This is a genomic window from Streptomyces sp. NPDC005374, assembly GCF_042872225.1.
GTDB lineage: Bacteria > Actinomycetota > Actinomycetes > Streptomycetales > Streptomycetaceae > Streptomyces.
This window is the reverse complement of the sequence record NZ_JBIAKA010000013.1, coordinates 41,226-66,692: the sequence shown is the minus strand read 5'-3', so window position 1 is coordinate 66,692 and position 25,467 is coordinate 41,226. Positions and strand designations below refer to the sequence as shown.

Below are 25,467 nucleotides of genomic sequence, written 5' to 3'. Positions count from 1 at the left end.
ACCGCCGTCTCACCCGACGGACCACGTTTCGACCAGGTTTCCCCCAACGGCTACGCTCCCCCCGTGGCTGAGATCCGGATTCCCGCTGACATCAAGCCCGCCGACGGTCGTTTCGGCGCTGGCCCCTCCAAGGTGCGGGTGGAGGCGCTCGACGCCCTCGCCGCGACCGGTACGTCCCTCCTCGGCACCTCCCACCGCCAGGCTCCCGTGAAGAACCTGGTCGGCAAGGTGCGCGAGGGCGTCTCCGAGCTGTTCTCCCTCCCCGAGGGCTACGAGGTCGTCCTCGGCAACGGCGGCTCGACCGCGTTCTGGGACGTGGCGACGCACGGCCTGATCGAGAACAGGTCGCAGCACCTGACCTTCGGCGAGTTCTCGTCGAAGTTCGCGAAGGCCTCCAAGCTGGCCCCCTGGCTGGGCGAGCCGACCGTGATCTCCTCCGAGCCCGGCACCCACCCGGAGCCGCAGGCCGAGGCCGGCGTCGACGTGTACGCGTTCACGCACAACGAGACGTCCACCGGTGTCGCGGCCCCGCTGAAGCGTGTCGCAGGTGCGGACGCCGGGTCGCTGGTCCTGGTCGACGCCACCTCCGGCGCCGGCGGCCTCCCGGTCGACATCGCCGAGACGGACGTCTACTACTTCGCCCCGCAGAAGTCCTTCGCCTCCGACGGCGGCCTGTGGATCGGCGTGTTCTCCCCGGCCGCCATCGAGCGCGCCGAGCGGATCCACGCGTCCGGCCGTCACGTCCCGGAGTTCTTCTCGCTGCCCACGGCGATCGACAACTCCCGCAAGAACCAGACGTACAACACCCCCGCGCTGGCCACCCTGTTCCTCCTCAACGAGCAGCTGGAGTGGATCAACGGCCAGGGCGGCCTCGCCTGGTCCACGGCCCGCACGAAGGACTCCTCGACCCGCCTGTACACCTGGGCGGAGGAGAGCAAGCACGCGTCCCCGTTCGTCACGGACCCGGCCAAGCGCTCCCAGGTCATCGGCACGATCGACTTCTCGGACGAGATCGACGCCGCGGCCGTCGCCAAGGTTCTGCGCGCCAACGGTGTCGTCGACACCGAGCCCTACCGCAAGCTCGGCCGCAACCAGCTTCGCGTCGCGATGTTCCCGGCGATCGACCCGGCGGACGTCGAGGCGCTGACGGTGTGCGTGGACTACGTGATCGAGAAGCTCTGATCTTTCCGGTACGACGACGAAGGGCGCCCGGTTCTCCCGGGCGCCCTTCTCTCGTGTCTCTCGTGCTGAGGCGGGCCACTCACTCCTCGCCGAACAGGTCCTCGGCGTTCTCCACGGTCAGGGAGCGGTCGAGCCAGGTCTCCAGGACCTCCAGGTCGACGCAGGCCATGACCCGTTCCTCCACGGACTCGGAGACCTCGACACCCCGCGTACGGAGAACCCGAAGGACGGCCTTGGCCTCTCCCCTGGCCTCACCCTTCGCCTCACCATCGGAGTGAACCTTGGTCCAAGCCTCCTCCATCACGCTGCCGAAGCCAGGGAAGTTCGGGGTGTACACGGCCATCAGTCGCCTCCAATGATCGCGGGCCGGACCTTCGTCCAGATTGACAGACAGCGAGGGCGCCCGGTGAACACCGGGCGCCCTCAAGGTCGTTCAGGTCGGGCTCAGCCTCGGAAGCCGAGGATCCCGTGCAGGGTGGTGCCGTCGGGCGTGACGGCGGCCGGTGCGGAGGTGCCGCTGAGGGCCGCCTTCGCCGACTGGGGTGCTGACGGAACCGGGTCGGGGAGCTTCTTGCAGGTCGCGTCGGCCGTGCCGTGGCCGCGCGGCACGGTGCCGTCGGTCAGGTACTTCACCAGGTACTTGTCCAGGCAGGCGTTGCCGCTCAGCGAGATGCCGTGGTTGCCGCCGCCCTGCTCGACGACCAGGCTGGAGTGCTTGAGCAGGCGGTGGACGGTGACGCCGCCCTGGTACGGGGTGGCCGCGTCGTTCGTCGCCTGGAACAGCAGCACCGGCGGGAGCTTGCTGTTGGCGACGCTGACCGGCTTCAGCTGCTTGGTGGGCCAGTACGCGCACGGCGCATTGTACCAGGCGTTGTTCCAGGCCATGAACGGGGCCTTCTTGTACACGGCCCAGTTGTCCTTGCGCCACTGGTTCCAGTCGCGCGGCCAGGCGGCGTCACGGCACTGCACGGCCGTGTAGACGCTGTAGCCGTTGTCGCCGGAGGAGTCGATGGCCGCCATGCCCTCGTACGCCTTGACGAGCGGGGTGGCGTTCTTGTCGTTGACGTAGGCGGCGAACGCCTGGGCGAGCGAGGGCCAGTAGCCGTTGTAGTAGCCGCCGGGGATGAAGGTGTCCTCCAGCTCGGAGGCGCCCACCTTGCCGCCGGCCGGCTTCTTGGCGAGTTCCGCCCGCATCGCGTACCACTTGGCCCCGATCTTGGCCGGGTCGGTGCCGAGCTTGTACGTGGAGTTGTACTTGGCGATCCACGCCATGAACGCCTTCTGGCGGGCGTCGAAGGCATAGTCCTGCGAGATGTTGGCGTCGTACCAGACCCCGTCGGGGTCGACGATCGAGTCCAGCACCAGGCGGCGCACGTGGGTCGGGAAGAGCTTGGCGTAGACCTGACCGAGGTAGGTGCCGTACGAGTAGCCGAAGTAGTTGATCTTCTTGGCGCCGAGGGACGTGCGGATCGAGTCCATGTCCTTCACGGCGTTGATCGTGTTGATGTACGGCAGCACGCTCGCGTACTTGCTACCGCAGGCGGCGGCGAAGGACTTGGCGCGCTCCAGGTTGGCCTTCTCGATCGCGGCCGTGCTGGGCACCGAGTCCGGGCGCACCGGGTTGAAGTAGCCCGGCTTGCAGTCGAGGGCGGGCTTGCTCTCGCCTACGCCGCGCGGGTCGAAGCCGATGACGTCGTACTGGGAGGCGACCGCCTTGGGCAGCGCGCCCGCGACGAATTCGGCCAGGCCGAGACCGCTGCCGCCGGGGCCGCCGGGGTTGACCAGCAGCGGGCCCTGGTACTTCTTCGCGGTGTGCGGGACCCTGGACAGGGCCAGGGTTATCTGCCGCCCCTTCGGCTTGGCGTAGTCGAGCGGCACCTTCACCGACCCGCACTGGAGAGTCGGGGAGTCCTCCCCGCCGCACTTCTTCCAGCTGACCTTGGCCACCGCCTGGGCGGTGACCGCGGAGAGCGACGTGCCGGCCTCGGCGGGGACGGCGGTGAGCGTCCCCGCCAGCACGACGGTCGCTCCGCACAGTACGACTGCGCTTCTTCTCATGAACTTCTCTCAGCTCAGGGGAGGTTGGTACAGATCAAAAACTTCACGGACCTGACCGGATCCTGCCGAAGAAACACGCGGATGAGAATCATCTGAGAGAAGATTTGAAACTCCTTTGATCCGGAGACACTTGGCGCGGCGACCTGACGGACCGCGCACAGGAGCTCTGGACAGGAGAGACGACCACTCAAGAACCAGCAGGCGACTGACCATATGGGGCCGCCTTGCCGAATTGGCCGTAGCGCCGGCCGTTCCGGTGTACACAGTGGTGACCGTGCTGCTCTCGGGGATGCCGACCCCCGTCTCCGCAGGCGCCCCTTTGAGCCACACCACCAGGAGGAACCGGTGTCCTACCCGCACCTGCTCACCCCCGAGGAGAAGCTCGTCGACGCGAAGAAGCTGTTGAGCCTCCCGCGTATCGTCGCGATCTGCGGCTCCACCCGCTTCATGACCGAGATGAACGAGGCCGATCTGCGGGAGACCAAAGCCGGAAGGATCGTCGTCAAACCGGGCTGCGACATGAAGTCGCCGCACGAACTCTCGTCCGATCCTGTCGAAGCCGAGGCGCTGAAGGTTCGACTCGACGATCTGCACCGGGCGAAGATCCGGCTCGCTGATGAGGTGCTCGTGGTCGGCGACTACATCGGAGACAGCACCCGATCCGAAATCGTCCACGCCCGGTCGCTGGGCAAGCCGGTGCGTTTCACGCACCCCGAAGTCGACCCTGACGCCTGACCACCCACTGCCACCTCGACAACCAGGGCCAGTAGCCTCGGATGCCCCTCCGGACAACCTCCGACGACCCGGAACGCCCCTACGTGTCAAGGCAGAGCGCCCGATGAGAACCGGGCGCCCCCTTCCTCACGTCGCCGTGCAGCTCACGCTCGGCACACCCCCGCCCCCGGGCGCGCCCCCGAAGCCGAAGCTCGCCGAACCGCCCACCGCCACCGCCCCGTTGTGCGAGGCGTTCACCGCCGTCACCGTCGCGCCGCTCTGGGTGTACGACGCGTTCCACATGGAGGTGACCTTCTGCGCGCCCGGCCAGGTCCAGGTGACCTTCCAGGAACTGAGCGCGGAGGAGCCGGAGTTGGCCACCTTCACCTCGGCGTTGAAGCCGCCGCCCCAGTCGCTGCTGACGGAGTAGGAGGCCGTGCAGGCCGCCGTGCCGCCGCCCGGGTCACCGGGGTCGCTCCCGCCGCCGCCCGAGCTCGGGAAGCCCGGCGCCTTGACGCTCGCGAGATAGCCGTCCTTCACGGTGTCCACGGTCTGCCAGTCGTCCTTGAGGATGCCGCCCGTGTCACCGGAGTTGGGGTTCCACGACCAGAACGTCCAGTGGAAGGAGTCGGCGCCGTACGTCGACGTCGGCCGCAGATACGAGACCAGCGCCGCCAGCCACTTCTGGTCCACGGTCGACTGGAGGGTGGTGCCGAACTCGCCCACCCACACCGGGGCGATGTTCTGCTTGAAGATGTAGCCCCAGTACTTGTCCCAGATCCCCGGCATGTTGGCGGGGAACGTCGGATCGCTGAACCAGCTCTGCTGGGCCACGCTCGTCGCGTAGTCGTGGGCCGAGTAGACGACCCGGTTGGCGACACTCAGCTGCACCGGGTACTGGCCGACCCCCATCAGGTTGCCGCCCCACCAGCCGGAGACGCCGTTGAAGGTCTGCACACCCTCGACGAAGATCAGCAGGTCGGGATTGACCCCCAGCACCGCGTTGCCGGCCCGTTGGGCCGCCAGACGCCAGTCCAGCGAAGTGTCACCGCAGCCCCAACAGGCCGGATCGTGGGGCTCGTTGTGCAGGTCGATGCCCACGACCGTGTCCTGGCCCTTGTAACGCGTCGCCAGCGCCTTGAGGTTGGCGATCCACGTCGTCTCCGGGACGGCGGCCGTGTACCAGAGCGCCGACTGGCCGCCGGAGTCGGGACGGTGGCGGTCGAGGATGACCTTCAGGCCGTCCCGGCCGGCGTACGACACGAGTTTGTCCAGTACTCCAAGGGAGTTGAGGCCCTGGAGGTCGGCGTTCTTGCCGCTGGAGAAGTCGATGCTGTTGGGGACGGTCCCCGACTTGAAGATGTCGTCGCTGTAGGGGATGCGGATCGTGTTGTAGCCCAGCGACTTCATCTGGTCGATCATGGACTTGTAGTCGCGGGACCACAGGCCGTGGACGACGTAGTTGCCGGTCTCGAAGCCGAACCAGTTGATCCCGGCGATCCGGACCGGCTGCCCGGACGCGTCCAGGATCTGACGGCCGCTGGTGTGCCAGTAACCGGCTCCGGCGTCGGCCGCGGTCTCGGCCGCGTGGGCCTGCGCGCCCAGCGGTAGCAGAAGTGCCGCGACCACCGCACACAGCACTCTTCGCAAGCTGCGGAACATGTTCGCTGCTTCCTCTCGGGGGGTCGGGAGGCGCGGGCCCGGAAACTCAGTGGGAGCGCTCCCACTGCCCTGCACTCCCCATGGAAGACAGATCGCATGAACACGTCAAGACATCCGGCGTCACCTTGTTCTCGCCGAAGTGCTCAGCGCAGTTCTCGGCGAACGGGCGTCAGGGCGAACGCCGGAACAGCCGCCGCAGTCCGAAGAAGGCCGCGGCGACGGCCGCCACCGCCAGCGCGCCGACCTTGAGGTTGCCGTCGGACGCTCCGCCGCCGTCGCTTCCGGAGGCCGAGGAACTCCCGCTGCCCGAAGGGGACTTGGAGCCGCCGTCACCGGGCGCGTCCTGCGCCTCCACCTCGCTGTCCGTGCCCTCCATGCCGAGCAGGATCTTGGTCCCGTCGACGGAGTACGAGACGGACTCGCCCTGCCCGAGGGGCACACTGAGCCGGCCCTCGCGCTTGATGTCGCCGCCGTTCCAGTCGTACCAGAGACCGCCGAAGTACCCGCGTACGACGAGCTGCCGGCCGTCGGGCGAGAACGCGGCGTCGGTGGCCCACAGGTCGACGGCCTTGACGGGCTTGAAGAGGTTCGTGCCGGAGGAGGAGAGCTTCGCGGGCCCCTCGTACAGATGCCCGCCGTCCTCCTGCTTGTCGATGATGTACAGGCGCCCCGTCTTGGGGTGCACGACCATGGACTCGGCGTCGCGGGAGCCGTCGGAGTACTTCACGACGTACTGCGTGGCCCTGACGGACTGGTCCTTGAGGATTTTCGGCTCGGGCAGCTTGTAGACCCACACGTACGGCCAGGTGACCCCGTCGTTGTCGCCGATGTCGCCGACCCAGATCTGGTTGTCGGGCCCAATCGAGATGGCCTCGACGTCACGCGGGGTGCCCACGCCGGTCATGGTGATCCTGGCGACGGTCTTGCCGGTCGCGCTGTCGACGGCGTAGAGGTAGGCGCCGGTGTCCTGGTCGTTGTGGGTCCAGTAGATGCCGGGATGCTGACGGGAGGCGGCGAGCCCGCTGGACTCGGTGATCCGGGGGTCGCTGATGGTGAAGCCCTTGTCCCCCTTGCCGTCGCCGTCGGCGGCGGAGGCGGGCACGGCGGCGGGCAGGGCGCAGGCGCCCGCGAGGAGGATCCCGGCGAGGAGAGCGAAGGGTCGACGCATGGCCCCAAGCCTGCCATCCGGCTCCGCAGGACGCGGCAAACGGGCCGGGCCGAGGCAGGCCGTTGCCGGTGCGTGGCGTGGCGGCGCGTGGCCATCTTCACAGCGCGGAGATGCGCGAGACCCGCTACTCGCCGGTAAGAATCACCGATGATGAGCGCATGCTGCGATTCATGCCCGTCGGCGACTCCATGACCATCGGCAGCGCGGGCGAGCACACCTGGCGCTACCGGATGTGGCAGCACCTGCGCGACACCTACGGCGGCCCCTTCGCCCTGGTCGGCCCGCGCGAGACGCTGTACGACAAGGCGGCGGATGCGCCCACGTCGTACGAGTACGCCGACCCCGACTTCCCGCGGGCCCACCTGGCCGGCTGGGGCGAGGGCTGGCAGCACATGGTTCCGCTGATCGGCGAGGCGGTACGGGCGCACAAGGCGGACGTCCTGCTGGTCTCCCTGGGTCTGATCGACCTGGGCTTCTACACGAACGCCGACCAGACGGCGGAGAACGTACGGGCCTTCGTCGCGCAGGCCCGTCTGGCGAACCCCCGTATCCGCATGGTCGTCCTCCCGGTGATCCCGAACGTCCGGGCGGAAGCGGACACGGCCTTCGCCACCCAGGTCACCCGTTTCAACGAACTCCTGGCCAAGGCCATCGCGGACCTCGACGAGCCCCGCTCCCCCCTGCTGCCGGCCTCGCTCCCGCCGTCGTGGGACATCAACCACGACACGTACGACGGCACCCACCCGAACGCGAGCGGCGAGCACAGGATCGCGGCGGCCTTCGCGGAGGCGATGCACCAGGCGTGGGACCTGGGCGAGCGGTACGAAGCGGCCGGCTGAGGGAATACCGGTCCGCCCCGGGGCCGTTGAAGGCGCCGCCCTGTCCCTGGTGAGGAAGAGCGGTGATCACGCGTGAAGGCGGTCCGTTTCCACGAGTACGGCGGGATCGACGTGCTGCGGGTCGAGGAGGCGGCGCGGCCGTCGCCGGGGCCGGGGCAGGTGCTGGTCGAGGTGCGCGCGGCCGGGATCCAGCCCGGCGAGGTGATGATCCGCGAGGGCGCGCGGCACGACCGCTGGCCGGCGACGTTCCCGTCCGGGCAGGGCAGTGACCTGGCCGGTGTCGTGGTGGAGGCGGGCCCTCAGGTGCGCGGGTTCGCGGTGGGCGACGAGGTGCTGGGCTTCACCCACAGCAGGGCGAGCCACGCGGAGTTCGTCGTGGTGGACGACGTGAACATCGTCCACCGTCCGGACGGGCTGTCCTGGGAGGCGGCCGGTGCCCTGTACGTCGCCGGTACGACGGCGTACGCGACCGTCTTCGCCGTGGACCCCGTGCCGGGAGACACGGTGGTGGTGTCCGGTGCGGCGGGCGGGGTCGGTTCACTGGCCGTGCAGCTCGCGCGGCGGCGCGGCGCCACGGTGATCGGGCTGGCGAGCGAGCGCAACCACGCCTGGCTGAAGGAGCACGGTGTCGTCCCGGTCGCGTACGGGGAGGGCGTGGCCGAGCGGATCCGGGAGGCCGCCGACGGGGGCGTCGACGCGTTCATCGACACGTTCGGCGACGGATATGTGGACCTGGCGGTCGAGTTGGGCGTGCGGCCCGAGCGGATCAACACGATCCGCGACTGGCGGACCGCGTCCAGGGTCGGCGCCCGGACCTACGGAGAGGGGTCGGCCGCGTGCGCGGTCGTACTCGGCGAACTCGCCCGGCTCGCCGCGCGCGGGGACCTCACGGTGCCGATCGCCCGCGTCCACCCGCTGGAACAGGTGCGGGAGGCGTTCCGCGAACTGGAACGCGGCCACACCCACGGCAAGATCGTGCTCCGGCCGTAGGCCGATTGCCCATGTGTTCCCCCGCGGCCGACTGACAGAATCCGTCGCATGGCGATCATCCACAACACCACCCTCAAGCCCACGAAGCTGGAACTGCTCACCACCTGGCTGCCCACCCGCCCCTGGTATGTCGGCACCGGCGCACCGGAGTTGGCCAAGGCCGGCGGGTTCCGGCTGGACGATCCGGCGGGCGAGGTCGGCATCGAGTTCATGGTGGCCGGCGACACCTCCGGCCCCGAACCCGTCGCCTATCTGGTCCCCCTCACCTACCGTGCCGCCCCGCTCCCCGGCGCGGACCACGCCCTCGTCGGCACCATGGAGCACGGCGTGCTGGGCCCCCGCTGGGCCTACGACGGCGTCCACGACCCGGTCCTGCGCGCCGAACTCCTCGCCCTGTTCGAGGGACGCGTCCAGGCCCAGGCCCAGAGCCTCAGCGACACCCCCGACGACGAGGTCACGCACTCCTGGACCGGCCCCGCCCTCCCCGCCGCCGAGGGCCCCGTCGAGGTCACCGAGGACCAGGACGGCAGCGGGCTCCGGCTCCCGGACGGCACGGCCCTCCGCCTCCACCGGATCCCGCTGCCCACGGTCCCCGAGGGCGCGTCCGGCCACCTCTCCGGGGCCTGGGACGCACCGGACGGCACCCGTACCCGAGGCGTGTTCGCGACCCTGCGCACTCTCTGAGACCGGCGATGTCACAGCGCGGCCGGCTGTCTCGTCCCGAGAGGTGCAGGCAACCTCTGTCAAGGAGTGGACGATGAACCTCGCGCTGTGGATCGCCGCCGGACTGCTGGCCACGGTGGCCCTGACCGGCGGTGTCACCAAGACCTTCGTTCCCAGGGAGAAGCTCGCCGCGGCCCACGGCGGCGGATGGACCGGCGACGCCGGTACGGCCTTCGTGAAGACCCTCGGCGTCCTCGAACTCCTCGCCGCCGCAGGCCTGGTGCTGACCGCCGCGCTCGACATCGCACCGGTTCTGGTGCCGGTGACCGCCGTCTGCTGGATCCTCCTGATGATCGGCGCGATGATCACCCACGGCCGCCGGGGCGAGTCCGCGTTCGTGGCCCTGAACCTGGCCTACCTCGCGCTCGCGGTGTTCATCGCGTGGGGCCGCTTCGGCCCCGAGTCCTTCACCGGCTGACCCACGACCACCGAGGAAGAGACATGAGCAGAACCGAGGAGTTCCAGGAGCTGCGGCCACTGCTGTTCTCGATCGCCTACCGGATCCTGGGCAGCGTCGGCGAAGCCGAGGACGCCGTCCAGGAGACCTGGCTGCGCTACGAGGGCACCGCGACCGAGCCCAGGTCGGTGAAGGCCTACCTCTCGACCACGGTGACCCGGATCGCGATCGACGTACTGCGCTCGGCGCGGGTCCGCAGGGAGCAGTACGTCGGCGACTGGCTCCCCGAGCCGCTCCTCGACGATCCCTACGACGACCCCGCGCGGGTGGCCGAACTCGCCGACTCGGTGTCGATGGCGGCCCTGCTGCTCCTGGAGCGGCTCAGCCCGCTGGAGCGCGCGGTGTTCGTCCTGCGGGAGGTCTTCGACTTCGGCTTCCCCGAGGTCGCGGCGGCGGTGGGCCGCACTGAGGCGGCCTGCCGCCAGCTCGCGTCCCGGGCCCGGCGCCACATGGCGGCGGGCCGCCCCCGCTTCGAGGCGGCGCGGGAGGAGCGCGAACAGTTGGCGTCCCGTTTCTTCGACGCCCTCCGCGAGGGCGATGTGGACGGCCTCCAGGGCCTCCTCGCCGCCGATGTCTCGATGGTCGGCGACGGCGGCGGCAAGGCACCGCAACTGGCGAGGGCGATCACCGGCGCCTCCAACGTGGCCCGGCTGCTCGGTTCGGTCTTCCCGCGGATGGCCCGGATCGAGGTGACCTTCACGCCTCACGACCTCAACGGACAGCCGGGCGCGATCTTCCACGACCGCGACGGCAGGGTCCTGCACACCATGGCCCTCGATGTCCGGGACGGCCGGATCCAGACAGTCCGGATGGTGATCAACCCCGAGAAGCTCGGCCACCTGGGCCCGGTCGCGGACGCGTGGGCGATCCACCGGGAACTCCAGGCGGCCCGCGCCACGGACTGACCGACACATGTTCCGCTCCCCTGTGGCCACCTGGTCCACCGCCCCCCTCGATATCAAATCGGGGAAGATTTGATATCGACACCACGGAGCAGCGTTCCGACCTGGGGAGGCCCGCATGGCACGCACTGTCATCGACATCGACGACGAGAAACTGGCCGAAGCCGCTGAGATCTTCGGAACCAGCACCAAGGTCGCCACGGTCAACGCCGCCCTTGAGGACGCCATCAAACGGCGTAAGCGTGCGTCCTTTCTGGGCTGGCTGGCGGAGGGTGGGCTGCCCGACCTCACCGGGCCCGTCGAAAGGCCCACCGACGCTCAGGGCGCGGCATGACCGATCGCTACCTGGTCGACAAGTCGGCGTTGCGCGCTATCCGACACCCGTCGTTCGCGCCGTCATCGACCCCCTGCACAACGCCGGAATGCTCGCCGTGTGCGGAGCGGTCGAACTCGAAGTCCTGCACAGCGCAAGATCGAAGGCGGATGCCGAACGGATCCGCGACGAGATGCGCGGCTTCGACCGGCTGCCGACGCCCGACGAAGCCTGGGACCGCGCGCTGGAGGTGCAGACGCTCCCCATCAACGAGGGAAACGGGAAGGCGCTCTCCGTCTCGGACCTCATCATCGCGGCGACAGCTGAGCGCCACGGCGCTGTCGTTCTGCACTACGACGGTGACTACGACATGATCGCCGCGGTCACCGGACAGCCGACCGCGTGGGTCGCCCCCGCCGGTACCGCCGAGTCAACGTACCCGGGACTGAAGTCCCGGGCTTGCACAGCGGGCGCCACTGGGTGTGATGCTGCGCTTGCGTCCGGTCCCACGCCCGGGTGTCGGGGGTGGGTCTGGGGCAGTTGACTGTGCCCCGCGTCGCCACAACTCTTCCGCGCGGGCGCGGATGTTGCGGGAGCCATTGCGGTCTGCGTGATCAACGAATCCGCAGGACCGGCACGCGAACCAGGCCTGGGAGACCCGGTTCGCCTTGTCGATGTGGCCGCACTCGGCGCAGGTGCGGGAGGTGTACGCCGGATCGACATACACCACCGGCACTCCGGCCCTCTTGGCCTTGTACGCGATGAACGCCCCCAGCTGGGCAAAGCTCCAGCTGGAGTGGGTGGCCCGTTGGGGCTTGCGAAGCCGTACCCGTTCACGGATGCCCGTCAGCTCTTCCAGGGCGATTCCGCGACCGGTGCGTTCTGCCTCGGCCACCACATGCTTCGCGATCTTGTGGTTGATGTCCTTCGCCCGCCGGGCTTCCTTGCGCCCACGCTTCTTCAGACGGCGCTTGGCGGACGGGGTGTTCTTCTTCTGCAGCTTGGTGCGCAGGGTGCGTTCGCGCAGCCGTCCCCGGTTCAGAGCGCGTCCGGCCATGATCTGACCGTCACTTGTGGTGGCGATGTTCACGATCCCCATGTCGACGCCGAGAAAGGCCACCGGATCGGTGTTCAGGGGTGCTTCGGGGATCTCGCAGGTGGCCTGCAGGAACCACATGCCGTCTCGCGCGACGAGGTCGGATTCGCCCTTGCGGTACAGGGCCAGGCGGGCCAGCTGCTCCGGGGAAGCGGTGAACGCCACCCCCTTCATCCGCCCGGACAGGGTCCACAGGGAGACGGTCCGGTCGGTGATCTGCCAGGACAGCATCCGGTCGTCATAGGGCTGCGCGCCCTCGGGCCGGAACGTGACCGGCTTCTCCACCGCCCGCCGGTACCGTTTCGACCACGGCCTGCCCAGGTTCCCGGCCTTCAGATTCGCCGCCAGCGTCCGGTAGGCGTCACAGGTCTTCTTGATGGTGTGCTGGGCGGCCTGCGCCCCCAGACCCCAGCGTTGCCTGATCTCGGCGTAGGTGTGCTGACGCAGCGCGAAGTTCCGCTTCACGTCCCTGGCGAAGGCGACCCCGGACGCCCAGGACGCGGCCTCGTTGCAGGCGTGCAGGGTCGCCTCAAGTGCCGCCGCCTGTACGGGCGTCGGCAACAGCTTGACCTGCACCACCAGCTTCATGACACCCGAACCTACACAGCCACCCGCACACACAGACGGCTTCCGCACACCCGCCCCACCATTCAGCGACACACCGAGCGTACGTTCGGTATTGCCCGGCTCCGCCGGACAGCGCCACGGGCGCTCCGCGCCCGAACTCCCGGACACCGCGACGCTCCGCGTCGCCACCACACGATGCGATTCCTCCCAGGCGTAAACGCCTGGGGTTCCTCGCAAGAATTTCGCTGAACCCGCTTTCCTGGAGCAGCCGGGGCGAGAACAAGGCCGTGCCATCCCCCACTTCGCATGCTGACCAAAGGTCAGAACCCCACATCCGCCCCCCGATACGTCGGCACCCGCCGAACCCCGCTCGCCCGCTCGTACGCGTACGCGAGCCGCAGCAGTACCGGCTCGCTCCACGCCGTTCCCATGAACGTGAGCCCCACCGGCAGTCCGAACGCGAACCCCGCCGGGACGCTCACCGCGGGGTACCCAGCGAGGGCCGCGGGTGTGGAGGCGCCGCCGCCGTACATGTCCCCCCGGATCAGGTCGATCTTGGCGGGAGGGCCGGTCGTGGGCATCACGAGGGCGTCGAGGCGGTGCCTGCGCACCACCGCGTCGATGCCCTCCGCTCGGGAGAGCCGGTGGTTGATCGCCAGCGCGTCCCGGTACTCCCGTTCCGAGAAGTCCAGCTTCTCGACCGCCTCCAGGCCGTCCTGCCGTACGTACCGCAGTTCACGGTCGGCGTGCGCGCGGTTGAAGGCGATCAACTCGGCGAGGTCGCGCGGGTGTTCGCCGCCGGCTCCGGCCAGGTACGTGTTCAGGGCACGCTTGAACTCGTAGGCCTGGACGACCATCGAGCCGGGCAGGTCCTCCAGTTGCTCGGCGGTGGGGATGTCGGCCGGGTCGACGATCACCGCTCCGGCCGCGCGGAGCACACCGATCGCCCGTTCCGCGATCTCGTCGGCGTGGTGGTCGTACCCGAAGTACACGGTCCGCGGAACGCCGATACGCGCACCGCGCAGGCCGTCCGCGTCCAGGAAACGGGTGTAGTCGCGGTGGAAGTGTCCCCGGCTCGCGGGCGTCGCCGGGTCCCTCGCGTCGACGCCGACCAGTGTGCCGAGCATGATCGCCGCGTCCCGGACCGTGCGTGCCATCGGGCCGACGCTGTCCTGGCTGGGCACCCCGGGGATCACACCGCCCCGGCCGACCAGTCCGACGGTCGGTTTGACGCCGACGACGCAGTTCGCCGAGGACGGGTCGATGATCGAGCCGTTGGTCTCGGTGCCGATGCCGGCGACGCACAGGTTGGCCGCGACGGCGACGCCCGTGCCGGAGCTGGACTCGTTCGGCGAGCGGTCGAGCTTGTACGGGTTGCGGGTCTGGCCGCCGCGCGCGCTCCACCCGGCATGGTGGGTGAGCGACAGTCCGCCCGCCCACTCGCTGAGGTTGGTCTTGCCGAGGATCACCGCCCCGGCGGCTCGCAGCCGTGCGGCGACCGTGGCGTCCCTCGAGGGCTGTACGCCTTCCAGGGCCAGTGACCCGGCCGTGGTGTGCATGCGATCCCCGGTCTCCACCAGGTCCTTCAACAGCACCGGCATGCCGTGCAGGGGCCCCCGCCGCCCCTGCGCCCGCTCCCGGTCCAGTCGGCGGGCCTCCCGCATCGCGTCCGGATTGACCTCGATCACCGCGTGCAGCAGCGGATCGATCCGCTCGATCCGCTCCAGGTAGTACCGCGTCAGCCGCTGCGCGTCGAGGCGTCCGCCCTCCATCAGCCGACGCAGCTCGGTGATCCCCAGCTCGTCGAACTCCCCGTGTCCCACGTCCGCCCGCGCCGGGGCCGCCGCCCCCGCCCACGACGAGACGGCGGTCCCCGCACCGAGCGCCAGTACACCCCGGCGCGTACTCCGAATCCGTTCCATGACAGGAAACGCTAGGGACTTGACCGGCCCAAATCCCTACGGCTGCCCCCCGATTCCAGTGGGGGGCAGGCCGCAGGAACCGTCAGAACATCGTGTTGTCGTTGGCCGACGTGGCCGGCACGTCCTGGATCACGTCCCAGTGCTCCACGATCTTCCCGCCCACCACCCGGAAGAGGTCCACGATCGCCTGCCCGCGTTCCCCCGGCGCCGGGATGTAGTTGCTGTGGACGGCCACGAGGTCGCCCTCGGCGATGACCCGCTTCGGCTCCACCCTCAGCTGCGGCACCGCCTTGAAGTACGCCCCGAGCCCGGCCTTCGCCCCCGCCACCCCGTTGGCGATGTTCGGGTTGTGCTGCTCGTACTCGGGTCCCCAGTACCGGTCGAGGGCGGACAGGTCCTTCTTCACGATCAGCTGGTCGAAGGCGGTGACCACCAGCTTCTTGTTGTACGCGGTGAGGAAACCGGGGGCGGGCCACGAGGCCCGCGGCCAACTCACCGTGGAGAACATGTCGTTGCCGTTGGCGGTGGTGTCCGGCACGTTCTGCCCGACGTCCCAGTGCTCGGCGATCTTCCCGCCCTGGAAGCGGAAGATGTCGAAGACGGCGGACCCCTTGGTCCCCGGCACCATCACCACGTTGGAGTGCACCAGTACGAGATCGCCCTCGGAGATCACCCGCTGGACGCGGTACTGGGCGTCCGGGAGCTGCTGGTGCACGGTCGTGGCGAGGTTCTTCAGCGTCTCGGCGCCGTCGGGCGCGAGCGGGTTGTGCTGGATGTAGTCGGGCCGTACGAAACGGTCCACGACCTTGGTGTCGCCCTGCTCGAACACCCCCTTGAGCACCCGGACGGCGACGGCCTTCTGGTAGGCGAGGCGGGCGGAGTCGCCGTAGCCGGCCTGCGCGGCGGGAGCGGTGTGCGGCGCCGCGACAGCCGGTACGGCGGCACCGAGGAGTGCGGCGGAGGCGGCGAGGGCGACGAGGGTCCTGCGGACGGGCGTGGTGGGGGGCACGGGGTCTCCTGAGTGCGATATTGAAACTTCAAGCTCACGCTTGCCACAGGAAAGCACTAACCTTTAGTTAGCGTCAAGGTCGCTTGCCTAGAGCGCACTCCACGACGTTGGCTGGGTGGTCATGAAGTACACGCAGCTCGGACGCACCGGACTCAAGGTCAGCCGACTCGTCCTCGGCACCATGAACTTCGGCCCGCAGACCGACGAAGCCGACTCGCACGCGATCATGGACTCGGCTCTCGCCGCGGGAATCAACTACTTCGACACCGCCAACGTCTATGGCTGGGGCGAGAGCAAGGGCCGCACCGAGGAGATCATCGGCAACTGGTTCGCGAAGAGCACGGCGAACCGCGACCGGACCGTCCTCGCCACCAAGGTCTACGGCAACATGGCCGCGGACGGCGAGGCCTGGCCCAACCACGACAAGCTCTCCGCGGTCAACATCCGGCGGGCCGTCGACGCGTCGCTCAAGCGGCTCCAGACCGACTACATCGACATCTACCAGTTCCACCACGTCGACCGCGCCACCCCCTTCGAGGAGATCTGGCAGGCCATCGACACCCTCATTCAGCAGGGCAAGATCCTGTACGCCGGGTCCTCCAACTTCCCCGGCTACAAGATCGCCCAGGCCAACGAGATCGCCGCGCGGCGGGGCGGCACCATCGGCCTCGTCAGCGAGCAGTGCCTGTACAACCTCGCCGAGCGGCGCGCCGAGATGGAGGTCATCCCGGCCGCCCAGGAGTACGGCCTCGGCGTGATCCCCTGGTCACCGCTGCACGGCGGTCTCCTCGGCGGGGTCATCAAGAAGGAGGCCAAGGGCGGTCGCCGCGCCTCCGGCCGCGCCGCCGACACCCTCGCCGACCCGGCCAAGCGCGCCCAGATCCAGTCGTACGAGGATCTGCTGGAGAAGCACGGCCTGGAGCCCGGCGAGGCGGCCCTGGCCTGGCTGCTGACCCGCCCCGGCGTGACCGGCCCCATCGTCGGCCCGCGCACGGCGGAACAGCTGGAGTCGGCGCTCAGGGCTGTCGAGCTGGAGCTGAACGAGGAGGTCCTGGCAGGACTGGACGAGATCTTCCCGGGCACAGGGCCGTCCCCGGAGGCCTTCGCCTGGTGACTCCGTAAGCGGGAGCGCCCCATAGGGGCGCGGGGCGGAGTCGATTCGGGGCTCCGCCCCGCGGGCACGACCAGCCACGACGGCGCAGCAGCCGACAACCGGCCGCAGTTCCCCGAACCCGGCCCTACCTACCGAGCGCCGCGGCCAACGCCACAACGACGAACATCATCACAAGCACACCGGCCATGATCCGGTTCCGCGTCTTCGGGTCCACACACCGAGCCTAACCGGCCCCGCCGAGCGCCCAGCGGCCGACCACCTCATAACGCGGCTGCTCCCCCGGCACCCCGGACACCGGCAGGTTGCTCCGGACCAGCGCCAGCTCCTCCACCGACCAGGTCCGGCTGGTGAACCCGTCGAGCACCTCCAGGTACGGCCCCACATCCACAGCCTCCCGGCTGCGCGCCACCGTCAGGTGAGCCTTGTACCGCCGGTGCTCCCCCATCTCCACCCCGGCCTTCCGCCCCGCCGCCTCCGCCCGCTCCGCCAGCAGCCGCAGCGCGGGCAGCTCACCGGAGGCCCCCGCCCACAACGCCCGCCCGTGCCCGAACTCCCCACCCCCGCGCACGGCCAGCGGGAACGAGGGCGTCCGCCGAGCCGCCCGCTCCAGCCGCTCCGACAGTTCCGGTACGACGTCGTCGTCGACCTCGCCGTAGAACGCGAGCGTGAAGTGCCACCCCGGGACGCCGGTCCAGCGGAGCTCGGACGCTCCGGGGAGCCGCCTCAACTCGGCCACCCTCAGCGCGAGTTCGTCGGACACATCCTGCGGAGGCAGCACCGCGGCGAAGAGTCTCATGCGGGTCAGCCTGTCACCATGGGGGCATGAAGATCAGCATCAGGGACGGCAGTCCCGGCGACATACCCGTGATCCTCGGCATGCTCGACAGCTGTGTCGAGTGGCTGGTCGCGCAGGGGCGCCCCCGCCAGTGGGGCACCGAGCCGCTGTCCGGGAGCCCGAAGACGGTGGAGTCCGTCGCCCGGTACATCGACGAGGGCAGCGTGTTCATCGCCGAGGCCGACGGCGTACCGGCCGCGACCCTCACGATCACCGACTCGCCCGGCGCGTATCTGGCCGCTCTCGCGCCGCCCGGTGAGCCCGAGCGGTACATCCACTGGCTCGCCTCCGACCGCCGCTTCAAGGGCCTCGGCGCGGGCAGCGCCCTGCTCGCGCACGCCGCCGAGGAGACCCGGCGCGCGGGCGTGGGCCTGCTGCGGGTGGACTGCTACGCGGGCGACGACGGCAAACTGGTCGCCTACTACGAGGCCAACGGCTTCACCCCGACGGAGAGTTACACCGCCGGGGTGAACAACGACTGGCCGGGCCAGGTGCTGGCCATGCGCGTACTGCCGTAGGGCTTACGCGGCCGCGGCCAGCTGCTCCTGGGTCTCGCGTGGTTCGAAGCGGACGTGCGGGTGGCCGTGGTTCCAGCCCATCGACAGCCGCAGGTTGCCGACCCGGGCCAGGACCAGGCCGATCGTCACGGCCGCCGCCGCGGAGATCGCGCCGCCCGACGCGAGGCCCGCACGGACGCCGTACGCGTCGGTGACCCAGCCGGCGATCGGCGCGCCGACGGGCGCCCCGCCCATGAACACCATCATGTACAGGGCCATCACGCGGCCCCGCATGGCCGGGTCGGTGCTCAGCTGGACGCTGCTGTTGGCGGTGACGTTGACCGTCATGCCGAACATGCCGATCGGGACCATGAGCAGGGCGAACAGCCACAGCGAGGGGGCGGTCGCGGCCACGACCTCCAGCGCCCCGAAGGCCACCGCGCCCGCGACGAGCACCCGCATCCGGGCGGTGCCGCGGCGTGCCGCGAGCAGGGCTCCGGCCAGGGAGCCGACGGCCATCAGGGTGTTGAAGAGGCTGTAGGAGCCCGCGCCCGAGTGGAAGACGTCGTCGGCGAAGGCGGAGAGGAAGACGGGGAAGTTGAAGCCGAAGGTGGACACGAAGCCGACCAGGACGATGGTCCAGATCAGATCGGGCCGCCCGGCCACGTAGTGCAGGCCTTCCCGCAGCTGTCCCTTGCCGCGCGGGGCGCGCTCGACGACGTGCAGTTCACGGCTTCGCATCATCATCAGGCCGACGAGCGGGGCGACGAAGGACAGGCCGTTGAAGAGGAACGCCCAGCCGGTGCCGACGCCGGTGATCATGACGCCCGCGACCGCGGGGCCGATCAGGCGGGCCGACTGGAAGTTCGCGGAGTTCAGGCTGACCGCGTTCTGCAGCTGGTCGGGGCCGACCATCTCGGAGACGAAGGTCTGGCGGGCCGGGTTGTCGACGACGGTCGCGAGACCGGCGGCGAAGGCGGCGAGGTAGACGTGCCAGACCTGGACGTGGCCGGTCAGGGTGAGGGCGGCGAGCGCGAGGCCGGTGGCGCCCATCGCGGACTGCGTGAACAGCAGCGCGCGGCGCTTGGGGAGCCGGTCGACGAGGACACCGCCGTAGAGCCCGAAGAGCAGCATCGGCAGGAACTGCAGGGCCGTGGTGACGCCGACGGCGGTGGCGGAGCCGGTGATGCTGAGCACCAGCCAGTCCTGGGCGATGCGCTGCATCCAGGTGCCGATGTTGGAGACGACCTGGCCGACGAAGAACAGGCGGTAGTTCCTGACCTTCAGCGAGCTGAACATGGAGGACTTGGGAGGGTCCGGGGTAGTAGGGGTCGGTGCGGGGGCGGAGTCTGCTCCGGGTCCCGAACTCAACAGGGTTCGCCTCCTCGTTGCGGCTTACAGGTGTGCGAGCTTCTCCAGCACGGGGGCGGCGGCGCGCAGTTTCGCCCACTCGTCCTCGTCGAGGTTGTCGACCAGGGTGGCCAGGAAGGCGTTCCGCTTGGCGCGGCTCTCCGCGAGCATGGCCTCGGCCTGCTCGGTCTTCGTGACGACCTTCTGGCGGCGGTCCTCGGGGTGCGGCTCCAGCCGGACCAGTCCCTTGGCCTCCAGCAGCGCCACGATGCGGGTCATCGACGGCGGCTGGACGTGCTCCTTGCGGGCGAGTTCGCCCGGGGTGGCCTTGCCACAGAGGGAAAGGGTGCCCAGTACCGACATCTCGGTGGGGCTCAGTGACTCGTCGACCCGCTGGTGCTTGAGCCGACGGGACAGTCGCATCACGGCTGATCGCAGGGAGTTCACGGCGGCAGCGTCGTCGCCATGGGTTAGGTCCGGCATCTCTTTAGCGTAACTCATTACTCTCGCTAAACAAGCTGGCGTGTGCGAGGATTCCCGTGACTCCGGCCACTGAAACCCGATCTTCACCCGTACGAGTGAGTCGACAGCGGAAAGTGAACGGCGCTCCCCGTCGGCGGCGACCCTCGTGTTCATGGGGACCAGCGTGCTCAGCCTGCGGATAGACGGGGAGCTGCTCGACCGGCTCCGGGACCATGCGGCGAAAAGGGGGATGAGCGTCCAGGACTATGTGATCCGGACGCTCGTTCGGGACGACTTCGACGAGCGGTTCCAGACCGCCGTCGACGAGACGGAGAAGTTCTACGGGGTCACGTGAGCGCGGCTCACGTGAGACCCAGCGCGGGCATCAGGTAGTAGAAGCCGAACACCGCCGCGACGACGTACATCGGCGCCGGAACCTCCCGGCCCCGGCCGGCCGCCAGGCGCAGGATCACGAAGGTGATGAAGCCCATGCCGATGCCGTTGGTGATCGAGTAGGTGAACGGCATCATCACCATGGTGATGAAGGCCGGGATCGCGATCGTGTGGTCGGCCCAGTCGATCTCCTTGACCGAACCGGCCAGGATCAGGAAGCCCACCGCGAGCAGGGCCGGGGTCGCCGCCTGGGACGGGACCATCGTGGCGACCGGCGTGAGGAACAGCGCGATCGCGAAGAGGCCGCCGGTGACGACGTTCGCGAAGCCGGTGCGGGCGCCCTCGCCGACGCCGGCGGTCGACTCCACGAAGGCCGTCGTCGCCGACGACGAGCTCGCGCCGCCGGCGGCGACCGCGAGGCCGTCGACGAAGAGCACCTTGTTGATGCCGGGCATCTGACCCTGGGCGTCGGTGAGCCTGGCCTCGTCGGAGACGCCCATGATCGTGCCCATCGCGTCGAAGAAGCACGACAGCAGGACCGTGAAGACGAAGAGGATGCCGGTCAGCACACCGACCTTGTCGAAGCCGCCGAAGAGACTGACCTTGCCGATCAGGCCGAAGTCGGGGGTAGCGACCGGGTTGCCGGGCCACTTGGGGGTCGTCAGGCCCCAGGAGGGGACCGTGGCGACCGCGTTGATGACGACCGCCAGCACCGTCATCGTGACGATCGAGATCAAGATCGCGCCGGAGACCTTGCGGACGATCAGCGCGAGGGTGAGCAGGGCGCCGAGGATGAAGACCAGGACCGGCCATCCGGTGAGGTGACCGTCGCCGCCGAGCTGGAGCGGGACGGTGGTCTGGGCGACGTCCGGGATGCGGGAGACGAATCCCGCGTCCACGAGCCCGATCAGCATGATGAACAGGCCGATACCGATGGAGATCGCCTTGCGCAGACCGAAGGGCACCGCGTTCATGACGCGCTCGCGCAGACCGGTGGCGACCAGCAGCATCACGATCAGGCCCGCGAGGACCACCATGCCCATCGCGTCCGGCCAGGCCATCCGGGGCGCGAGCTGGAGCGCGACGACGGAGTTCACGCCGAGCCCCGCGGCCAGCGCGATCGGGACGTTGCCGACGACGCCCATGAGGAGCGTGGTGAAGGCGGCCGTCACGGCGGTCGCGGTGACCAGCTGGCCGTTGTCCAGGTGATGGCCGTACATGTCCTTGGCGCTGCCGAGGATGATCGGGTTCAGCACGATGATGTAGGCCATCGCGAAGAACGTGGCGAAGCCGCCCCGGATCTCGCGCGGCAGGGTGCTGCCCCGCTCGGAGATCTTGAAGTAGCGGTCGAGGGCGGTCGGCATGGATGTTCCTACGAGCAGAAGTGGACAGGCGTAGACCGTTTCAGTATGAACGTATGTGTCGGACCATGGCGATCTCCGCGCGTAGATGTGATCGCCTCGTAAGCTGTCCCCATGGCCGCGTTCTTTTCGGGACCCATCAAGCACGAGGCGCCTGAGCCCCTGGAGGGCCCGGTCGTCGCGACGATCACCGGTGGCACGATCCTGTGGTTCGTCCTCTTCCTCGTGCAGCTCCCCTTCTACGGCTGGTTCGCGGACCACGACCGCACCTGGTGGGTGTGGACCTGCCTGGCCGGGGGCGTGCTGGGGCTGTACGGCACCTGGTTCGTGCGGAAGCGGGACGCGGCGATCAGGAGGGCCGCGGAGGAGACGCCGGCCGACCCTGATGCCGAGTGACGAGCACCCCCTAGTACCACGGCATCACACGCCCGCGCCCGTCTCCTCCCCAGGTCGGAACTTCCGCCCACTCGGCGGGTGAAGCCGCAAAACCGCACGTACCGTCGAATGCATGACGCACACCGACGCGGGCACCGAACTCGACCCTGTGCACCCCACGGTCATCGCGAGGCCGGTGACCGGGCTCACCGCGGCCGAGGTCGCCGATCGGCTGGCGCGGGGCCAGGTCAACGACGTGCCGGTGCGCAGCAGCCGGTCCATGGCGGAGATCGTCCGGGCGAACGTCTTCACCCGGTTCAACGCGATCATCGGCGTGCTCTGGCTGATCATGCTGTTCGTCGCGCCGTTCCAGGACAGCCTGTTCGGGTACGTCATCCTCGCCAACACCGGGATCGGCATCATCCAGGAGTGGCGGGCGAAGAAGACCCTCGACTCGCTCGCGGTGATCGGTGAGGCCAGGCCGACCGTACGGCGGGACGGGGCCGCGACCGAGGTCGGCACCTCGGAGATCGTCCTCGACGACCTCCTCGAGATCGGGCCCGGCGACAAGGCCGTGGTCGACGGTGTGGTCGTCGAGGCCGACGGCCTGGAGATCGACGAGTCACTGCTGACCGGTGAGGCCGACCCGGTGGTCAAGCGGCCCGGCGACCATGTGATGTCCGGGAGTTTCGTGGTCGCCGGCGGCGGCGCCTTCCAGGCGACCAGAGTGGGCCGCGAGGCCTACGCCGTCCAACTCGCCGAGGAGGCCTCCCGGTTCACCCTGGTCCACTCCGAGCTGCGCTCCGGCATCTCCACGATCCTCAAGTACGTGACGTGGATGATGGTCCCGACCGCGATCGGCCTGGTCGTCAGCCAGCTGTTCGTGAAGGACAACGACCTCAAGGACTCCATCGCGCGCACGGTCGGCGGGATCGTGCCGATGGTCCCCGAGGGGCTGGTGCTGCTGACCTCCGTCGCCTTCGCCATAGGTGTCATCCGGCTTGGCCGGAAACAGGTCCTCGTCCAGGAACTCCCGGCCATCGAGGGCCTCGCCCGCGTCGACACGGTCTGCCTCGACAAGACCGGCACCCTCACCGAGGGCGGCATGAACGTCACCGAGGTCAGGCCGCTCCAGGGGGCCGACGCGTCGTACGTGCGCAAGGTGCTGGGCGCCCTCGGCGAGTCCGACCCTCGGCCGAACGCCTCACTGAAGGCGATCATCGACGTCTACCCGGACGTCGAGGAGTGGCGCTGCACCGAGTCGCTGCCCTTCTCCTCCGCCCGCAAGTACAGCGGCGCCTCCTTCAGCGAGGGCGACGGCGAGGTCGGTACGTGGCTGCTGGGGGCGCCGGACGTGCTGCTCGCCGGGGACGATCCGGCTCTCGCCGAGACCGGGCGGCTCAACGAGCAGGGCCTCAGGGTGCTGTTGCTGGCCCGGGCCGTCCGGGACCTCGACGATCCCGAGGTGGCCCGGGGAGCGCGGCCGACCGCCCTGGTCGTACTGGAACAGCGGCTGCGGCCCGACGCGGCCGACACTCTGCGGTACTTCGCCGAGCAGGACGTCCGGGCCAAGGTCGTCTCCGGGGACAACGCGGTGTCGGTCGGGGCGGTGGCCGCCAAGCTCGGACTGACGGGCACGACCGTCGACGCACGCCAACTCCCCGCCGATCAGGAGGAGATGGCCAAGTCCCTCGACGAGGGCACGGTGTTCGGGCGGGTCACCCCGCAGCAGAAGCGGGACATGGTGGGGGCGCTCCAGTCGCAGGGGCACACGGTCGCGATGACCGGCGACGGGGTGAACGACGTGCTCGCCCTCAAGGACGCCGACATCGGGGTGTCCATGGGCTCCGGCTCGGAGGCCACCCGGGCGGTCGCGCAGATCGTGCTGCTGGACAACAGCTTCGCGACCCTGCCGTCGGTGGTCGCGGAGGGGCGGCGGGTGATCGGGAACATCACCCGGGTCGCCACGCTGTTCCTGGTGAAGACCGTGTACTCGGTACTGCTGGCCGTCCTCGTGGTGTGCTGGCAGGTCGAATACCCGTTCCTGCCCCGGCACTTGACCCTGTTGTCGACGCTCACGATCGGTGTCCCGGCCTTCTTCCTGGCTCTCGCGCCCAACAAGGAACGCGCGAAACCGCACTTCGTGCGGCGGGTGATGCGGTACTCGATCCCGGGCGGGGTGGTGGCGGCGGTCGCGACCTTCGTGACGTATCTGATCGCCCGTCACCACTACACCGGAGCGGGCGCGTTGGACGCGGAGACGAGCGCGGCGACCCTGACCCTGTTCCTGATCTCGATGTGGGTCCTGGCGATCATCGCCCGCCCGTACACCTGGTGGCGGATCGCCCTGGTCGCGGCGATGGGCCTCAGCTTCGTGGTGGTCCTCGCGGTGCCGTGGCTGCAGGACTTCTTCGCACTGAAGCTGGTCGGGGCGACGATGCCGTGGATCGCGGTGGGCATCTCGGTGGTGGCGGCGGCCACCCTGGAACTTCTGTGGAAGTGGGTGGACCGCCGCGTTCCCGCCTAGCGCCGGGCTTCAGCCGGGATGCGTCCGTTGTGGGTTGTCCGCGGCGCCGTCGTGGCTTGGCGCGCCCGCGGGGCGGAGCCCCAAATCGACTCCGCCCCACGCCCCTGACGGGGCGCGTTCTACTTGACGTCGACGAAGTCGGCCGTCGAGTTGACCGGCGACGTCGTGGTCGTGCCCGCGAAGACGTAGCGGAAGTAGCCGTCCGCGGTGGCCTTGACCGTGGTCTTCAGGGCACCGGTGGTGCTGGTCTTGATGGTCTTCAGGGTGGTGTAGGTGGTCGCACCCTTCTTCTTGAACTGGAGCTTCACCGGCTGGGTCGAGTAACCCGCGTTCTTGTTGGTGTCCCAGTTGGCGCGGGCCAGCTTGCCCGTGACGGTGATCGTCTTGCCCTTCGTCACCGGCTCCGGGGAGGCGTCGGTGGTGAGGGTGGCCTTGCGCTGGAGCTTGGTGGTGCCGAGGTTGCCCTGCCAGGTCAGGCCGTTGTCCTCGTTGACCGCGAGCGCGCCCAGCTTCCAGCTGCCCGCCTCGCTGCTGAGCAGGTCGCCGTCCTCGTCGGAGCCCTTCGGACGGAACTGGATCTTCGCCGAGCACTTCAGGACCGTCGAGGAGGACGCCGTGCAGGTGCCGGGGCCGTCACCGCCGAGCATGTCGTCGGAGTTCAGGCCGAGGGTGGCGCCGCGGTAGAGAACGGGGCCGGTCTGGAACGAGTTCGCGTTCAGGCTCGCGGGCTTGGTCACGGTGTAGGTCGCCGAGACCGTGACGGTCGTCGTCGGGCCGACCACGATGTTCTTGCCGGCGTTGACCTTGAGCTGCGAGAAGGTGACCGCGGGCCCGGCCGTGGCGGCCTGGGCGGACGGCACGGCGAGGGCGGAGAGGGCCACGGCGCCGGAGGCGGCAAGGACGAGGGCGCGTATGCGCATGTGCGTTCCCCATGAGGAGAGAAGTTCTCGG

The 25,467-nt window shown here is 69.4% G+C and carries 25 protein-coding genes and 1 pseudogene; 14 read left to right on the top strand and 12 right to left on the bottom strand.

The window, feature by feature from the left end:
* The first annotated feature begins 63 nt into the window (after positions 1-63).
* Positions 64-1,182 (top strand): phosphoserine transaminase, encoded by a 1,119-nt coding sequence (serC, locus tag ACFYRX_RS30515; RefSeq protein ID WP_389106471.1) that lies wholly within the window; start codon positions 64-66, stop codon positions 1,180-1,182.
* Positions 1,183-1,261: 79 nt separating this feature from the next.
* Here the strand turns inward: serC and ACFYRX_RS30510 are convergent, their stop codons facing one another.
* Together ACFYRX_RS30510 and ACFYRX_RS30505 are read right to left on the bottom strand one after the other, a co-directional pair.
* Positions 1,262-1,525 (bottom strand): hypothetical protein, encoded by a 264-nt coding sequence (locus ACFYRX_RS30510; RefSeq protein WP_389106469.1) that lies wholly within the window; start codon positions 1,523-1,525, stop codon positions 1,262-1,264.
* A gap of 101 nt (positions 1,526-1,626) precedes the next feature.
* Entirely contained in the window at positions 1,627-3,240 is a 1,614-nt protein-coding gene (locus ACFYRX_RS30505; RefSeq protein ID WP_389106466.1) for an alpha/beta hydrolase, read from the bottom strand.
* A 345-nt stretch (positions 3,241-3,585) separates the two neighbouring features.
* Here ACFYRX_RS30505 and ACFYRX_RS30500 point away from each other — a divergent pair, with 345 nt between their 5' ends.
* Positions 3,586-3,975: a hypothetical protein gene (locus ACFYRX_RS30500; protein ID WP_389106463.1), complete on the top strand. Its 390-nt coding sequence runs from the start codon at positions 3,586-3,588 to the stop codon at positions 3,973-3,975.
* Positions 3,976-4,101: 126 nt separating this feature from the next.
* On the opposite strand, the gene ACFYRX_RS30495 is transcribed toward ACFYRX_RS30500, so the two are convergent.
* Positions 4,102-5,616, bottom strand: a complete 1,515-nt coding sequence (locus ACFYRX_RS30495; protein ID WP_389106461.1) for a cellulase family glycosylhydrolase — start codon at positions 5,614-5,616, stop codon at positions 4,102-4,104.
* Positions 5,617-5,785: 169 nt separating this feature from the next.
* A complete protein-coding gene (locus ACFYRX_RS30490) occupies positions 5,786-6,784 on the bottom strand; it encodes a WD40 repeat domain-containing protein (protein ID WP_389106459.1) in 999 nt (332 codons plus the stop codon).
* A 158-nt stretch (positions 6,785-6,942) separates the two neighbouring features.
* Between ACFYRX_RS30490 and ACFYRX_RS30485 the strand changes: the two genes are divergently transcribed.
* The 7 genes and pseudogenes from ACFYRX_RS30485 to ACFYRX_RS30455 all read left to right on the top strand — a co-directional run.
* Positions 6,943-7,623, top strand: a complete 681-nt coding sequence (locus ACFYRX_RS30485; RefSeq protein ID WP_389106456.1) for a GDSL-type esterase/lipase family protein — start codon at positions 6,943-6,945, stop codon at positions 7,621-7,623.
* A gap of 72 nt (positions 7,624-7,695) precedes the next feature.
* Positions 7,696-8,613 (top strand): NADP-dependent oxidoreductase, encoded by a 918-nt coding sequence (locus tag ACFYRX_RS30480; protein ID WP_389106454.1) that lies wholly within the window; start codon positions 7,696-7,698, stop codon positions 8,611-8,613.
* Between the two features lie 48 nt (positions 8,614-8,661).
* On the top strand, positions 8,662-9,297 hold the full coding sequence (locus tag ACFYRX_RS30475) for a 1,4-alpha-glucan branching protein (RefSeq protein WP_389106451.1): 636 nt from the start codon (positions 8,662-8,664) through the stop codon (positions 9,295-9,297).
* Positions 9,298-9,370: 73 nt separating this feature from the next.
* Positions 9,371-9,754, top strand: a complete 384-nt coding sequence (locus ACFYRX_RS30470) for a DoxX family protein (protein ID WP_389106448.1) — start codon at positions 9,371-9,373, stop codon at positions 9,752-9,754.
* Between the two features lie 23 nt (positions 9,755-9,777).
* Positions 9,778-10,698, top strand: coding sequence for an RNA polymerase sigma-70 factor (locus ACFYRX_RS30465; RefSeq protein WP_389106445.1), 921 nt, complete (start codon positions 9,778-9,780; stop codon positions 10,696-10,698).
* A gap of 115 nt (positions 10,699-10,813) precedes the next feature.
* Complete coding sequence (locus ACFYRX_RS30460; protein WP_389106442.1) at positions 10,814-11,029, top strand: type II toxin-antitoxin system VapB family antitoxin; 216 nt, start codon at positions 10,814-10,816, stop codon at positions 11,027-11,029.
* Positions 11,026-11,438, top strand: a pseudogene (locus ACFYRX_RS30455) (PIN domain nuclease); the annotation flags it as partial. The gene ACFYRX_RS30460 and the pseudogene ACFYRX_RS30455, both read left to right, overlap by 4 nt.
* Here the strand turns inward: ACFYRX_RS30455 and ACFYRX_RS30450 are convergent.
* The 3 genes from ACFYRX_RS30450 to ACFYRX_RS30440 form a co-directional block, all read right to left on the bottom strand.
* On the bottom strand, positions 11,439-12,692 hold the full coding sequence (locus ACFYRX_RS30450; protein ID WP_389106440.1) for an RNA-guided endonuclease InsQ/TnpB family protein: 1,254 nt from the start codon (positions 12,690-12,692) through the stop codon (positions 11,439-11,441). It abuts the pseudogene before it with no gap.
* Between the two features lie 299 nt (positions 12,693-12,991).
* Positions 12,992-14,593, bottom strand: a complete 1,602-nt coding sequence (locus ACFYRX_RS30445) for an amidase (RefSeq protein WP_389106437.1) — start codon at positions 14,591-14,593, stop codon at positions 12,992-12,994.
* A gap of 82 nt (positions 14,594-14,675) precedes the next feature.
* Positions 14,676-15,602: a nuclear transport factor 2 family protein gene (locus ACFYRX_RS30440; RefSeq protein WP_389106435.1), complete on the bottom strand. Its 927-nt coding sequence runs from the start codon at positions 15,600-15,602 to the stop codon at positions 14,676-14,678.
* 121 nt (positions 15,603-15,723) lie between these two features.
* Here ACFYRX_RS30440 and ACFYRX_RS30435 point away from each other — a divergent pair, with 121 nt between their 5' ends.
* A complete protein-coding gene (locus tag ACFYRX_RS30435) occupies positions 15,724-16,716 on the top strand; it encodes an aldo/keto reductase (RefSeq protein ID WP_389106432.1) in 993 nt (330 codons plus the stop codon).
* 223 nt (positions 16,717-16,939) lie between these two features.
* On the opposite strand, the gene thpR is transcribed toward ACFYRX_RS30435, so the two are convergent.
* Complete coding sequence (gene thpR, locus ACFYRX_RS30430) at positions 16,940-17,512, bottom strand: RNA 2',3'-cyclic phosphodiesterase (RefSeq protein ID WP_389106429.1); 573 nt, start codon at positions 17,510-17,512, stop codon at positions 16,940-16,942.
* Positions 17,513-17,538: 26 nt separating this feature from the next.
* Between thpR and ACFYRX_RS30425 the strand changes: the two genes are divergently transcribed.
* The gene (locus tag ACFYRX_RS30425; protein ID WP_389106426.1) at positions 17,539-18,069 is read left to right on the top strand and encodes a GNAT family N-acetyltransferase; all 531 of its coding nucleotides are present in this window, start codon (positions 17,539-17,541) and stop codon (positions 18,067-18,069) included.
* 3 nt (positions 18,070-18,072) lie between these two features.
* Here the strand turns inward: ACFYRX_RS30425 and ACFYRX_RS30420 are convergent, their stop codons facing one another.
* A complete protein-coding gene (locus tag ACFYRX_RS30420; RefSeq protein ID WP_389106424.1) occupies positions 18,073-19,347 on the bottom strand; it encodes an MFS transporter in 1,275 nt (424 codons plus the stop codon).
* Positions 19,348-19,443: 96 nt separating this feature from the next.
* Entirely contained in the window at positions 19,444-19,881 is a 438-nt protein-coding gene (locus tag ACFYRX_RS30415; protein WP_356023003.1) for a MarR family transcriptional regulator, read from the bottom strand.
* Between the two features lie 145 nt (positions 19,882-20,026).
* Here ACFYRX_RS30415 and ACFYRX_RS30410 point away from each other — a divergent pair, with 145 nt between their 5' ends.
* Entirely contained in the window at positions 20,027-20,215 is a 189-nt protein-coding gene (locus tag ACFYRX_RS30410) for a ribbon-helix-helix protein, CopG family (protein ID WP_389106422.1), read from the top strand.
* Between the two features lie 7 nt (positions 20,216-20,222).
* On the opposite strand, the gene ACFYRX_RS30405 is transcribed toward ACFYRX_RS30410, so the two are convergent.
* On the bottom strand, positions 20,223-21,617 hold the full coding sequence (locus ACFYRX_RS30405) for an NCS2 family permease (protein WP_389106419.1): 1,395 nt from the start codon (positions 21,615-21,617) through the stop codon (positions 20,223-20,225).
* Positions 21,618-21,728: 111 nt separating this feature from the next.
* Between ACFYRX_RS30405 and ACFYRX_RS30400 the strand changes: the two genes are divergently transcribed.
* Positions 21,729-22,010, top strand: a complete 282-nt coding sequence (locus ACFYRX_RS30400; RefSeq protein WP_389106417.1) for a DUF2530 domain-containing protein — start codon at positions 21,729-21,731, stop codon at positions 22,008-22,010.
* A 112-nt stretch (positions 22,011-22,122) separates the two neighbouring features.
* On the top strand, positions 22,123-24,516 hold the full coding sequence (locus tag ACFYRX_RS30395) for a cation-translocating P-type ATPase (protein WP_389106414.1): 2,394 nt from the start codon (positions 22,123-22,125) through the stop codon (positions 24,514-24,516).
* Between the two features lie 119 nt (positions 24,517-24,635).
* Here the strand turns inward: ACFYRX_RS30395 and ACFYRX_RS30390 are convergent, their stop codons facing one another.
* Complete coding sequence (locus ACFYRX_RS30390; protein WP_389106411.1) at positions 24,636-25,436, bottom strand: hypothetical protein; 801 nt, start codon at positions 25,434-25,436, stop codon at positions 24,636-24,638.
* Positions 25,437-25,467 lie beyond the last annotated feature (31 nt).

What these genes read in the sequence shown, in the direction of transcription:
- ACFYRX_RS30450 (WP_389106440.1), bottom strand. Translation starts at nt 12,692, where the DNA reads ATGAAGCTGGTGGTGCAGGTCAAGCTGTTGCCGACGCCCGTACAGGCG.
- ACFYRX_RS30485 (WP_389106456.1), top strand. Translation starts at nt 6,943, where the DNA reads ATGCTGCGATTCATGCCCGTCGGCGACTCCATGACCATCGGCAGCGCG.
- ACFYRX_RS30415 (WP_356023003.1), bottom strand. Translation starts at nt 19,881, where the DNA reads ATGCCGGACCTAACCCATGGCGACGACGCTGCCGCCGTGAACTCCCTG.
- ACFYRX_RS30510 (WP_389106469.1), bottom strand. Translation starts at nt 1,525, where the DNA reads ATGGCCGTGTACACCCCGAACTTCCCTGGCTTCGGCAGCGTGATGGAG.
- ACFYRX_RS30435 (WP_389106432.1), top strand. Translation starts at nt 15,724, where the DNA reads ATGAAGTACACGCAGCTCGGACGCACCGGACTCAAGGTCAGCCGACTC.
- ACFYRX_RS30465 (WP_389106445.1), top strand. Translation starts at nt 9,778, where the DNA reads ATGAGCAGAACCGAGGAGTTCCAGGAGCTGCGGCCACTGCTGTTCTCG.
- ACFYRX_RS30400 (WP_389106417.1), top strand. Translation starts at nt 21,729, where the DNA reads ATGGCCGCGTTCTTTTCGGGACCCATCAAGCACGAGGCGCCTGAGCCC.
- ACFYRX_RS30395 (WP_389106414.1), top strand. Translation starts at nt 22,123, where the DNA reads ATGACGCACACCGACGCGGGCACCGAACTCGACCCTGTGCACCCCACG.
- ACFYRX_RS30470 (WP_389106448.1), top strand. Translation starts at nt 9,371, where the DNA reads ATGAACCTCGCGCTGTGGATCGCCGCCGGACTGCTGGCCACGGTGGCC.
- ACFYRX_RS30390 (WP_389106411.1), bottom strand. Translation starts at nt 25,436, where the DNA reads ATGCGCATACGCGCCCTCGTCCTTGCCGCCTCCGGCGCCGTGGCCCTC.
- ACFYRX_RS30420 (WP_389106424.1), bottom strand. Translation starts at nt 19,347, where the DNA reads ATGTTCAGCTCGCTGAAGGTCAGGAACTACCGCCTGTTCTTCGTCGGC.
- ACFYRX_RS30405 (WP_389106419.1), bottom strand. Translation starts at nt 21,617, where the DNA reads ATGCCGACCGCCCTCGACCGCTACTTCAAGATCTCCGAGCGGGGCAGC.
- ACFYRX_RS30460 (WP_389106442.1), top strand. Translation starts at nt 10,814, where the DNA reads ATGGCACGCACTGTCATCGACATCGACGACGAGAAACTGGCCGAAGCC.
- ACFYRX_RS30490 (WP_389106459.1), bottom strand. Translation starts at nt 6,784, where the DNA reads ATGCGTCGACCCTTCGCTCTCCTCGCCGGGATCCTCCTCGCGGGCGCC.
- ACFYRX_RS30445 (WP_389106437.1), bottom strand. Translation starts at nt 14,593, where the DNA reads ATGGAACGGATTCGGAGTACGCGCCGGGGTGTACTGGCGCTCGGTGCG.
- thpR (WP_389106429.1), bottom strand. Translation starts at nt 17,512, where the DNA reads ATGAGACTCTTCGCCGCGGTGCTGCCTCCGCAGGATGTGTCCGACGAA.
- ACFYRX_RS30495 (WP_389106461.1), bottom strand. Translation starts at nt 5,616, where the DNA reads ATGTTCCGCAGCTTGCGAAGAGTGCTGTGTGCGGTGGTCGCGGCACTT.
- ACFYRX_RS30505 (WP_389106466.1), bottom strand. Translation starts at nt 3,240, where the DNA reads ATGAGAAGAAGCGCAGTCGTACTGTGCGGAGCGACCGTCGTGCTGGCG.
- ACFYRX_RS30425 (WP_389106426.1), top strand. Translation starts at nt 17,539, where the DNA reads ATGAAGATCAGCATCAGGGACGGCAGTCCCGGCGACATACCCGTGATC.
- ACFYRX_RS30475 (WP_389106451.1), top strand. Translation starts at nt 8,662, where the DNA reads ATGGCGATCATCCACAACACCACCCTCAAGCCCACGAAGCTGGAACTG.